Genomic DNA, 11,926 nt, shown 5'->3' on the forward strand with positions numbered 1-11,926 from the left:
AGCACTTGGCTGCCACGTGTTTCCAGCTCTAACAGGCCGTAGGATTGATGTTACGCGAGGGATCAACTGACCGTTAGAGCTAAGATTTATTCACTTTATTCTGCTTTGCCGCAGCAATTTTTATATTTTTTCCCGCTTCCGCAATGGCATGGCTGGTTTCGTCCAATGTCCACCACTTTACGGACTGGTTTTTTCTTCGCAGCTTTTTCTTCATCGCCTTCTTTCGGCTGATGTGCGGTAGTCTGCCCTTGTATGACCTCTTCTCGTTCGAGGTTATTTTGAATTTCTGCCTTCAGGACGTATTTTGCCACATCATCCTCAATCGAAGCGACCATGTTTTCAAACATCGCAAAGCCTTCCATTTGATATTCGCGTAAAGGATTTGTTTGCGCATAAGCCCGTAAATGGATACCTTGGCGAAGCTGATCCATCGCATCGATATGATCCATCCACTTGGAATCTACTGCACGAAGCACGATGACTTTTTCAAACTCGCGCATTTGTTCAACGCCGTAATTTTCTTCTTTCTCACTATATTTCGTTTCAATGCGATCCATGATTCGTTCTGATATTTCTTCAGACTCTAAACCGAAAATATCGCTTTTTTCCAAAGCGCCCTCATCCAAATAAATCGCATTAATTTGTTCAACAAGCCCATCCAGGTTCCATTCTTCCTGAAGCTCTTCTTTTGGTGTGAACGAAGCGACAGTCCTCTCCATTGAAGAGCGGATCATGTCGAGAACAATTGAACGCAGATCCTCCGACTCAATGACATCGAAACGCTGCTTATAGATGACTTCGCGCTGCTGTCTAAGAACATCATCATATTGCAACAGCTGCTTACGGGAATCAAAGTTGTTGCCTTCTACGCGTCTTTGGGAAGATTCAACCGCTCGCGAAACCATTTTGCTTTGAATCGGAGTATTGTCGTCCATGCCGAACCGGTCGAGCATCGCCATCGTCCGCTCCGCACCAAATCTGCGCATGAGTTCATCCTCCATAGATAAGTAAAATTGCGTAATTCCCGGATCTCCCTGACGACCTGAACGACCTCTCAGCTGATTGTCTATCCGTCTTGATTCATGGCGTTCAGTCCCGATAACGGCAAGTCCTCCCAGTTCCTTTACGCCTTCACCTAATTTAATGTCGGTTCCGCGTCCAGCCATGTTCGTGGCAATTGTGACAGACCCTTTTTGGCCGGCCGCTTCAATTATTTGTGCTTCACGTTCATGGTTTTTTGCATTTAATACTTCATGGGGGATTCCTTTATTTTTCAGCATTTTAGCAATAAGCTCTGACGTTTCAACAGCAACTGTCCCTACAAGAACAGGCTGGCCTGTCATGTAGCGCTGAGCAACATCTTCTACAACTGAATTAAATTTCCCCTTCATTGAGCGGTAAATTAAGTCCGGGCGATCATCACGGATTATCTCTTTGTTGGTCGGAATACAGACAACCTGCATATTGTAAATATTGCGGAATTCTTCTTCCTCTGTTTTCGCAGTACCCGTCATACCAGCAATTTTATTGTACATCCGGAAATAGTTTTGGAACGTAATCGTCGCTAGTGTCATGCTTTCGTTTTGTACTTCCAAACCTTCTTTCGCTTCAATGGCTTGATGCAGGCCATCACTGTATCGGCGCCCCTTCATTAAACGACCCGTAAATGAATCAACGATGATGACTTCGCCGTTCTCAACAACGTAATCAACATCCTTTTGCATGGATGCGTGTGCTTTTAATGCCTGGCCGATATGGTGGTTTAAGGCTACATTTCTCACATCAAATAGGTTGTCAATTCCGAATGCTTTTTCGGCTTTCGTCATTCCGTCTTCAGTTAACTGTACACCTTTTGTTTTTACATCATAAATATAGTCGTCTTCTTTTTTGAGAGTACGGACAAAAGCATTTGCTTGCACATACAGCTTTGTTGATTTAGCAGCCTGGCCGGAAATAATTAATGGTGTCCTCGCTTCATCGACAAGAATCGAATCGACCTCATCAATAACGGCAAAATTCAGCGGCCGCTGTACCATGTCTTCTTTATACAACACCATGTTATCCCGTAAATAATCAAAACCAAGCTCGTTATTGGTAGAATAGGTGATATCCGCTGCATAGGCTTCTCTTTTTTCAGCTTTTGATAAGCTGTTTAAATTCAAACCAACTGTCAGCCCTAAAAATTCAAAGATTCTACCCATTTCCTCGGCATCGCGGCTAGCCAAATATTCGTTAACGGTAACGACATGAACACCGTTGGCAGAAAGCGCGTTTAAATAAACCGGCATGGTGGAAGTCAGCGTTTTTCCTTCCCCGGTTTTCATTTCTGAAATATTGCCTTCATGAAGTGCTACCCCGCCCATAAGCTGTACTTTGAAAGGGTACATGCCCGTCACTCGTTTAGAGGCTTCTCTTACAACCGCAAAGGCTTCCGTTAGAAGATCGTCCAGCCCTTCTCCTTTATCCAGCCGCTCTCTGAAATCTGCGGTTTTACTCCTTAATTCATCATCAGACAGTTGTTCCATTTCCTTGCCTAATGCATCTATTTCATTCGCTTTTTTTTCATAACGGTTTAATGTACGTTTCGTCGGATCAAACACTTTGTTTAAAATTCCAAGCATGTATAAACGCTCCTCTTGTCCCATACCTAAACAGGATGATAAAACTGGCATAGGTTAATGTGTCTAGATTTATTTTATCACATCTTATGATATTTCCAAACCATATACAAAAGACTGCCTCCAGTTTTTCCTGTAGGAGGCAGTCTTTTTCATAAGATGTTATTCAGTCGGCTCAATCAATCCGTATTTTCCGTCGTTTCTTCTATAAACAACATTCGTTAAATTGGTTTCGGCATTTGTAAAAACAAAAAAATTGTGTCCCAGCATATTCATTTGCAGAATTGCTTCTTCATTATCCATCGGTTTTAAATTAAACCTTTTTTGCCTGACAATCTCAGGCCGGTCTTCCTCTATTTCTTCTGCGGCAGCTGCAGCTTCTCCGTTAGCTGCTCCGTTTTCAAATGAATGCTTAGGTGTATCCAGTTCCCGGACTTTTCTGTTGACTTTCGTTTTATGTTTGCGAATTTGCCTTTCCAGTTTGCCGGAAGCTAGATCAACTGCGTTATACATATCCTCGTTATGCACTTCTGCCCTTAACACTAAATCGGTCATTGGAATGGTCACTTCTACCTTCGATTCTTGGTCACTGTAAAATTTTAAATTGACATTTACAATGGCATTGACGCTTTTTTCAAAGTACCTTTCCATTTTGCCGATTTTTCGCTCTACATGCTCTTTTAACGCTGATGTCACATCAATGTTTTCCCCTCTAATAATAAACTCCATCAAAAGAAGCCTCCTTTAGGTTAAGGATATATAACCTATTTCTCCATTTCCCTCGAAAAACCCTGCACAAACATGAAATTTGTTGTTATTTCCTGAATTTTGTAACTTTAATTGAAATGTACTCTTCTTCTGCTTAAATAAACATATTCTTTCGGACAGAGTCTATATGCTCCGATTTTTATGAAAAAAAGCTGCCGGTTCAACCGTACAGCTTACTCACTCAGATTATCCGCATTTAGACTTATGGATTTCCTACTTGCGTTTATCATAATAACGGCCATCGATCTGACTTTGAGCATAAGGCGTTATGTAGCGATTTCTAGTGACCCGTTTTAATTTTGCTTGCCCGATATCTTTCATTATTGATTTCTTCAAGCTGGTGAATTGGATTAAAAGGTCTGAATTCCATTCTAAAAGCTGTTTCATTTGTTGTTGCTCGTTTTGAGAAAGAGGCGGCTTAATGTCGTAGATCAACTCTTCTCTCATGTCAATAAATTCTTCAATTTCCTGAATCTGCAAATCACTGTCTTTTTCACCTTCAAGCATTTCCATGAATGATTTAGTCTCTTTAAACAGTGTGGCTGTGCTGCCCATTACTTAAACCCGCCTGATTTTTGCCGTTCTTGTCTGTCTATTTGGATGGCCTGCTTCCATGTGTCACGAAATTCAATAATGTATCCTTCCACTTCCAACAGAATGGAAAGGTCATTTTTCACATTCGCGTCCACCAAGCGGCGGTAAATGTAATCATAAATTATGGCGAATTGCTCTGAGATCGTAACGTCACGGTTAAGCGTTACCTGTAATTCTTGAATTATGTTTTGAGCCTTCACCAAGTTTTCGTTCTTTTGATCTATCGCACCCTCTTGTATTGATTGTGCCGCCAGTTTTATGAATTTCAGGCAGCCGTTATACAGCATAAGTGTTAATTCTCCTGGTGATGCTGTATTGACTGAATTTTGCTGGTAGGCTGTGAAAGGGTTTTTCATTGCCATCTATTATCCTCCTAAACTTCCGAATTGCTGAGACATATATGCTGATTGTTCATTCATTCGCTGAATCGCTGTTTCCATCGCAGAGAATTGCCTCCAGTACCCATCTTCGACTTGCTTCATCCTGTCTTCAAAACGATTCACCTGCTTGTCAACATCATCAAGGCTTTTTCCGATCGAAAACTGATTATTTGACTTCGTCGTATTTCCCGCTTTATTTTCAATTTGCTTCATGGTCGTATCCATCGTCGCCCGCAAACGGTAAGCGATGCCCTTTTCTTCATAAGACGCATTCCTGCCTCCTCCAACGAAAAGCTGTTGCAGCGATTCTGGATCTTCCTTGATTTTTTGTTTCAATTGATCTTCATCAATTTCAAGATGGCCTCGTAATTGATACACACTCGAAGTTGAAATTCCGAATTCAGTCAGCTGCTGAGTTGTGCCATCACTTTTCACTCCGGAATAAAAGTCCATTCTCATCCCATTCATACCGCTTGTTAAGATGCTGTCATTTTTCAGCAATCCGCTCTTTGCTTTTTCTTCCCACAGTTTTATTTCATCTTCGCTCATTTCTTTCTTTTGCTCTGCCGTTAAAGGCTGATAATCCCGATAACGTGACTCGTTCACCTTCTGATTGACTTCATCGATCAAGCCGTTGTATTTATCAACGAATTCTTTAATCGTGTCATAAATACCATCAGTGTCCGTTTCGCTTGATATTGTCAATTCTGAAGACGTCGTATTTAAAAGGGTGTACTCCATTCCGTTGATGGCGAACTGGTTTGATGTTTTTTCCATGTCAAAGCCATTTACTTTTACTTTGGCATTTTCCCCTAGTTGAAGTGAATTCAGTTCACGCCCATTTAACGAAAAACCTAGAGAAGAACTCATAAAGTTCGCGGTCGCATCATCTGCAGCTTCAATCTTGCCGCCTTTTCCAGTTTTTACGGAGGTAAAGGCAATCGTTTCGGTATATTCCCCTGTGCTTGAGTCTAATATCTTTTCCTTCATCGCGGTGACGCCGAGTTCTGACCCGTTAATTTTTTTGACAATATCGTCCAGTGTATCTGTTGATGCGATATTAATTTTCACAGGGTCTGGATTTGCTTGGGAGTTCCCCGGATCTGTCACATGAAATTCCAGCGCATGATCTCCCTGGGTAAACTTCGTAATATCTCCCGATTTATATGTCGTTGATGTCGCAAGCTTGTCTACTTGTATTTTTGCCGAATAATTTTGTGTTGAATTAATGGAACGTGCTGTAACCTTGCTTTCACCAGAGCTCGTCACTTTTTTTTTGTTATACGTATTTGAAAGAGCCATCTTATCAAATATATATGTATCTAAATCGGCCATTTTCTTGTTAATATCCCGGTATTGGTCGCGCTGCCAACCAAGAACCTGCTTTTTTTGATTTAGCTTGTCCAGTGGCATACGCTGCGCCTTCATTAATTCTCCAACCATTGAATCTATATCCATTCCAGATGCTAATCCGCCAATCCTCATGATGACTGTCTCCTTTCCTATATCGATCTATCGACTAAAAACCCCATAAACTCAACCATAGCGGCATAAAAATCAAGCCATTTTTTTGTGGGGATTTCCTTGATTATCTCATCTGTCTTTGTATTGATAACTTTTACATAATATTCATCCAGCTTCTCATGGAGCTCGAACTGAATATGTACCTGTGTCGGCTCCAGAAGCTCATTTGCTGCCTGTACCGTCTTTTTAAGGTTCGTTTCATCACTTGTCAATTTTTCTTCATTCTGCTGATAATCCTCTGTGCGAATACCTGATGTCCTAGAATGATAAGCTTCTATCGTACGATTGGATAACGATGTCACTTTGTCAATTGGCATTAGCAGGGATCAGCTCCTATCATTTTCTATCTTTTATATCGGCTGGATTTTAAAAAAATAAAGAGGAAAACTGCAGTAAAAAAAGCGAGGACAACAGCGCCTCGCCTTTCTACATATTTCTAAATATTGCATTCCATTCTTCCGCTTTTGCAAGGGCGGAAGAATCATCAACTATCTCTCCTGGCTTATTGCCTGTGCCAAGTAAATAATCTACAAATTCCACTCCTATAAATTGGCATATGTATTGAAATTGCTGAACCAATGGCAGCGGCGTAATTTTTCTCTTATCCCCGGATGTAACTATGAGGTAAGCTTTCTTTTGTTTCATATTAGGTAAGAAGCCAAGTGACTCGCTCCTTAAAAATTGCGACCACCGATCGATAAAATTTTTCATATGCCCCGACATCGTGTACCAGTAGAGCGGAGTAGCAAAAATCAGCACATCATACTCAAGCATTTTCTTTACCAAGTCTTCTGCATCATCGTCTACAGGCGAAAAACCCTGCTCCGTATGTCTCATATCTACAATCGGTTCAATCCGATAATCAAGCAAATGGAATACATCTGCATCAATATTTTTAATCACCCGATTGACAAGTTCCTCCGTGTTGCCTTCCCGTCTTGCACTACCCAAAAAAACTCCTATTTTCATATTGATCTTCTCCCTATCGTGACATTCATTTTATCCTATGAAGATTATTCCACAAACTGCCCAAGTTAAAAAGAAATTCGGTTTGAAACCCTTTTCAAGTGTATAATACTAGGTAGCAAAAATATTTTTGAATGGTGATACTATGAATATATTAGTAACTGGCGGAGCAGGTTTTATTGGAAGCCACTTTGTTAAATATATGCTTTCCACATATCCCGGGTGCTTGATTGTGAACTATGATTTCCTCACGTATGCCGGAAACCTGGAAACGCTCCGTGAGATAGAAGGAAACAGCAAGCATATCTTTGTCAAGGGAAGTATAAACGACTCCGAGCTGTTGCATGAAACGATGCGCAAGCATTCCATTGATATTATCGTGCATTTTGCGGCTGAAACCCACGTTGACAAAAGCATACAAAGCAGCAGCCGTTTTACACAGACGAATTTAGGCGGTACACAAGTATTGTTGGATGCGGCTCTCACATTTCAAGTCGATCGATACATCCAGATTTCAACCGATGAAGTTTACGGAAGCCTTGGAGATACTGGATCATTTCAAGAAACTGATTCTCTCCTGCCTAACAGTCCATATTCAGCCAGTAAAGCCGGAGCAGATCTTTTAGCCAGAGCCTATTACAAAACGTACGGGCTGCCGGTAGTCATAACAAGATGCTCAAATAATTATGGTTCATTTCAACATCCGGAAAAGGTGATCCCCCTTTTTATTACGAATGCTTTAGTAAAAAAACAACTTCCTGTATACGGAAGCGGTAAAAACGTTCGCGACTGGATTCATGTAAGGGATCACTGTTCAGCAATTGATGCTGTTCTTCATCGGGGCAGTTTGGGCGAAACCTACAATGTAGGAGGCAGCAATGAACGGAGCAATATTGAATTAGCTGAATTGATTTTATACGAACTTGGACTTCCATCCTCTTTCATTGAGTTCGTCGCAGATAGGCCGGGCCATGATTATCGCTATGCGATTGATTCATCAAAATTAATAAACAGCCTCGGATGGAAGCCCGAAATCAGCTTTACTGATGGCCTTAAAGAGACAATCACCTGGTATATGCAAAACGAGGACTGGTGGAAACCGCTTAAGCCTTTTTAAACCGGTCTTTTTTTCTGATGATGTAGTCAATTGTTAAAAATGGCAATCCAACAATCCACATCCGGTGCACAGCCGACAGCTCCTGGCTGCCATCTGCGGATAAATCAAACGATTCTTCAAGCGGGAGACGGAGCTTGTTCAAATAGATTCCTTCGTCCCCCCACCCGTCTTTCCGGCGTTTGCTCGTTAAAAGGAGCCCGCCATTCTTCGTTCCGTAGGGCTTCAATATTCCGGTCATACTTGCAAAGGGGAGCGGCAATGCAACGTTCATATATGTCTCATTTTGATACGAATGCTTGCTGTATAATGCAAGAAAAATCGCTTCCCCGCGTTGGTTGCATCTGACCCAGGCACGGACTTTTTCTCTGCCATCTTGTTTGGAATCAACCCCTTTTAATTCTCCCGTCATTTCCTCCCATTCTGCGTGCTGCGGCAAATAAAGCTGACCCATTCGCTTGCTGAAAAAAGAATAGATTGCAAGAAATGGCCGAAACCAGCCTTTCCAAGTCACTTGTGCATAAAGCTGATAATTTTCTGTCTGCTCATAGAAATCCTTTATCAGGGGATCAGTCCCTTTGAAATCAACAGAATAAAAGTCAGCTATTTGATCGACCAAACCTGTGCAGTTTGCTTCCGATACTAAATTCTCTTTCTCTAAAAATCGTTCGCCTATATTGCCAGAACCCTTTATTTCGCTCAAAGGGAGTCCGTAAAATGAATAAGCTGCGGCTGGCTTTTCCAGGCTCCAACCAACTAAGGCAGGAACGATGACACCTGCTGCGTTAACAAGGCCATGGATCCAAATCATATTTTCAATTGTAAATGTGGCTTGCTGCCGAAGCACGCCAAAGGAGTAAATCAGGGAAAAGAAAATCGTCAGCAGCAATATGAACGACGAGAATCCAACCAACATCTTGGCGATTCGCCGTGAGAAAGGTGTCTTTAAAACAAGAAAGCCGTATACATAAAGAGAAGCTGTATATAAAAAAACTGAAACAAATTCAAGCTGCCTGGAAAAAGAAATCCCAGCAGCAATCACTAGAGGAGAGAGAAGAAGTATCCAAGTCACGCAGGCATATACCCTGCGGAAAGACGTCAACCTTCTCCCCAATAATCCGTTGAAGATTGGCAGCAAAAAAGCAGAATAATGAAAGTGGACAGCCGTTAACAAAAGGATCAACGGGCCAAAATTCATAATCTCGAATTCTCCTACGTAAGCAGTAAACCAGAAACCTCCAAGAACCAAGTACATAAATCCTGCATCGATTGACGTTTCTTCTATATTGGCAAACCCTCTTTCTGCCAGTCTTCGAAACCCATATAATGCCAGAAGTCCAGTGTAGAGAAACCAACCAGATGCAAAATAAACAGAATCAAACAGAAAAGCCAGAGTTGCGGCAGCAGCGGCAAATGGATACAAACCAATCACGGCTTTTTTTAGAAAAGGCTCTTTCCCATTTCTGTATGAATGTGAAGTAAGCTTCATAACGGCAGGTACAAATATCAAAATTGATGCCAAGACTAGCGTTTCTGCGATCAAAAATTGCTGATAAGTACAGGCCAAAAATAAAACAAACAATATCCAGCCGGCAATGCCGTTTGTACGGTTCAAATTGATTCCTCCAATTCCCGAAAGCTTCCTTTATAAAAAAATAATGTGCCAAAAAGGGGATTATCAACATGAACCTCTATGAGATAGCAGTCGTTTTTGTCATCATACGATTCTTTCACCAGAGTGTAGCCGTAAAGCATTTTCGGAAGAGGAATTCGTTTTTTGAACACGTATAGCCACTGCTTATCTGATGTGATGACGAGCGAGCCATCACTTTCTACAGAAAACTCCAGGGTGCTGATAAAAAACGGCGGCTGTCCAAAAAAATCAATGATTTCATCTTTTTCATCATCAAGTATCATCTTCGCGTCAAAATATCTGTTTTTTTTACCAAATGAAAAAGTTCGATTCCAAAGGACTCCAGCTGTTCCGTCTTCTGCTTCTATCGCACGGTTAACGATTGAAAACGGAATGTTTTCCCCTCTCTCAGGATAAAAACAACGATAAGGCAGCGCCAATTTAAATAATAGGCGGACAAAAGCGTTACCTCCGGATATTTCAGACATGGTCCCTTTTCCGTTAAACTCTTTATCAGCTGTAATCAGATAACGTTTTCGCAATTTCGGATGGAGCATGTGAAAATCATGTCCTAAAATAGCTTGATAAATCGACATATTATCCCCTCTTTCTTTTGGCGTCTCCAGCACTGGGAAGATTATCGGCATTTATCCAGCCGATGATGGAAATACCAATGAGAGCCACATGCAAAGAAGCAGGATTAAAAGGATGAAGAAATACGCCGATTCCTGCGAAAGCTGCTGCGGCCGTCAACATCAGCAAAAGTCCGATGTGAATGAGAAACCAGTTTTTTCTCCTAACGGGCAAGAGCCATAAAAGACCAAAAATGATTTCACATATCCCGATTCCTTTTACTGGTGGTAGTGGCTGGAAGAGCTGGAAAAAGCGCAGAAAACATGCTTATTTCTTCAGGATGAACAAACAGCAGCTTCGGAACCAGGCCATGATATATCCAGACAAATGCGACCACAGCAGAAGAAATCCAATACATAATAAATTGCCGAAACAGCTGTCGGGGATGATCACCCTTTTCAAGCCAAATCTTTAGCGCATCAAAGCTCCATGCAGTCGCCCAGCCTAGCAGAGGGCGAAACATCCATCGATCGATCACTTTTCCTGCCCACCCGTGATTCGTATCGTAATCATATTGAGTCAAAAAAGTAACGCCTTTCTTGGTTTGTATGTACTTCCAGTATCCCCTGCCCTCTTTTATGATCGAAAGGGGATGGTCCGTTCCAAATTTCAACGAGGAAACACGATCTCCAGAGTTTTTATTCATTTCAATAATCGTCTCCCCGGTCCCTGAAACAGCCAAGCCAAACCCGATATTCGTTTCATAGAAAAATCGTTGGGGTTCATTCTTTTTGTTATGCAAATACTCAATTTTCGTAAAGCGCAAGTCCCATACCTCATGCTTTATTGGATTTTGAGTGTATTCCCACAATTGATCCATGCTTGTATCAATAGGAATCTCCACATAAATAGGTTTTTTCTTCAAAAGAAAACACCTCAAATTTGTGATATTGTGAAACACTTCACATACTTAGAATAACACGTTTGGAGTTCACGTCAATAAGAAATGAACAACAGAGTGAAAAAAGAGATGTGTAACCATTGTTTATCGCTAGCTGGATAAGCTTGAGCTCACTCTAAAAATTGTTTACCAAGTAATATCTTTGGATCCCGGCGATGTTATGAGCCGGTACAACCGGACATCCTACTATTGCTTACTCGGCAGACTGGCTGAAGCCGCCGACAATTAGAAATCGTATTTGAAATGGATGAAGAGGGCTATTTCGTTGAGCTATCCGAAGATAACGAAGATTTATCGGCATTAAAAAACAGTTTAAAAAGGGTGACACAGAAAGGAGCAGCATGCTTCCTATCTGAGTCACCCTTTTTTCTAGGAAGAAAACGTAAAGCATTTTGAACTCCCCAGAATCTTCTTAATTTCTACCGCCTTTGCGGCCAATTTCTTGATAATGTTCTTTGTCGTGGTTCTTGCTGGTTGCTTCTCCGCCTTTTTCACCGATTTCTTGATAATATTCTTTATCGTGATCCTTTCTTGTTTGCTCTCCGCCTTTTTCACCGATTTCTTGATAGAATTCTTTATCATGATTCTTGCTGGTTGTTTCTCCGCCTTTTTCGCCAATATCTTGATAATGTTCTTTGTCGTGATTCTTGCTAGTTGCTTCTCCGCCTTTTTCACCGATTTCTTGATAGAATTCTTTATCGTGGTTTTTGCTCGTTTGCTCTCCGCCTCTTCTGCCTGCTTCTTCACGACTCATTTTGTTATCATTGTTGTTAGCCATTTTTTATACCTCCTTAA

11 protein-coding genes and 1 pseudogene are annotated in these 11,926 nt (G+C 41.3%); 1 reads left to right on the top strand and 11 read right to left on the bottom strand.

The features are described from left to right. Positions 1-95: 95 nt before the first annotated feature. The 7 genes from secA to JOC74_RS08940 form a co-directional block, all read right to left on the bottom strand. The gene (gene secA / locus JOC74_RS08910; protein WP_053604245.1) at positions 96-2,621 is read right to left on the bottom strand and encodes a preprotein translocase subunit SecA; all 2,526 of its coding nucleotides are present in this window, start codon (positions 2,619-2,621) and stop codon (positions 96-98) included. A gap of 159 nt (positions 2,622-2,780) precedes the next feature. Further along, complete coding sequence (gene hpf / locus JOC74_RS08915; RefSeq protein ID WP_053604246.1) at positions 2,781-3,347, bottom strand: ribosome hibernation-promoting factor, HPF/YfiA family; 567 nt, start codon at positions 3,345-3,347, stop codon at positions 2,781-2,783. A gap of 252 nt (positions 3,348-3,599) precedes the next feature. Then, the gene (gene fliT, locus JOC74_RS08920) at positions 3,600-3,941 is read right to left on the bottom strand and encodes a flagellar protein FliT (protein WP_053604247.1); all 342 of its coding nucleotides are present in this window, start codon (positions 3,939-3,941) and stop codon (positions 3,600-3,602) included. After that, positions 3,941-4,342 (bottom strand): flagellar export chaperone FliS, encoded by a 402-nt coding sequence (fliS, locus tag JOC74_RS08925; RefSeq protein ID WP_053604248.1) that lies wholly within the window; start codon positions 4,340-4,342, stop codon positions 3,941-3,943. Before fliS ends, fliT begins: the two co-directional genes overlap by 1 nt. A 3-nt stretch (positions 4,343-4,345) precedes the next feature. Beyond that, on the bottom strand, positions 4,346-5,845 hold the full coding sequence (locus tag JOC74_RS08930; RefSeq protein ID WP_053604249.1) for a flagellar hook-associated protein 2: 1,500 nt from the start codon (positions 5,843-5,845) through the stop codon (positions 4,346-4,348). Positions 5,846-5,862: 17 nt separating this feature from the next. Beyond that, positions 5,863-6,201, bottom strand: a complete 339-nt coding sequence (gene flaG / locus JOC74_RS08935) for a flagellar protein FlaG (RefSeq protein WP_053604250.1) — start codon at positions 6,199-6,201, stop codon at positions 5,863-5,865. 109 nt (positions 6,202-6,310) lie between these two features. Further along, on the bottom strand, positions 6,311-6,847 hold the full coding sequence (locus JOC74_RS08940) for a flavodoxin family protein (RefSeq protein ID WP_192841153.1): 537 nt from the start codon (positions 6,845-6,847) through the stop codon (positions 6,311-6,313). 148 nt (positions 6,848-6,995) lie between these two features. Between JOC74_RS08940 and rfbB the strand changes: the two genes are divergently transcribed. After that, positions 6,996-7,967: a dTDP-glucose 4,6-dehydratase gene (gene rfbB / locus JOC74_RS08945; protein ID WP_053604252.1), complete on the top strand. Its 972-nt coding sequence runs from the start codon at positions 6,996-6,998 to the stop codon at positions 7,965-7,967. On the opposite strand, the gene JOC74_RS08950 is transcribed toward rfbB, so the two are convergent. The 4 genes and pseudogenes from JOC74_RS08950 to gsiB form a co-directional block, all read right to left on the bottom strand. Continuing rightward, a complete protein-coding gene (locus tag JOC74_RS08950) occupies positions 7,954-9,579 on the bottom strand; it encodes a YndJ family protein (protein ID WP_211086122.1) in 1,626 nt (541 codons plus the stop codon). The two genes, rfbB and JOC74_RS08950, sit on opposite strands and share 14 nt — an antisense overlap. Further along, positions 9,576-10,193 carry a DUF4166 domain-containing protein gene (locus JOC74_RS08955; protein ID WP_053604254.1) on the bottom strand — a complete coding sequence of 206 codons (618 nt, stop codon included), beginning with the start codon at positions 10,191-10,193 and terminating at the stop codon, positions 9,576-9,578. Before JOC74_RS08955 ends, JOC74_RS08950 begins: the two co-directional genes overlap by 4 nt. Before the next feature lies 1 nt (position 10,194). Beyond that, positions 10,195-11,050 (bottom strand): annotated as a pseudogene (locus JOC74_RS08960) (DoxX-like family protein). 493 nt (positions 11,051-11,543) lie between these two features. Further along, entirely contained in the window at positions 11,544-11,909 is a 366-nt protein-coding gene (gsiB, locus tag JOC74_RS08965; protein ID WP_211086123.1) for a glucose starvation-inducible protein GsiB, read from the bottom strand. Between the last annotated feature and the right edge of the window lie 17 nt (positions 11,910-11,926).

The sequence above is a fragment of the Bacillus capparidis genome, from assembly GCF_017832095.1.
GTDB classification, from domain to species: Bacteria; Bacillota; Bacilli; order Bacillales; family Bacillaceae; genus Bacillus; species Bacillus gobiensis.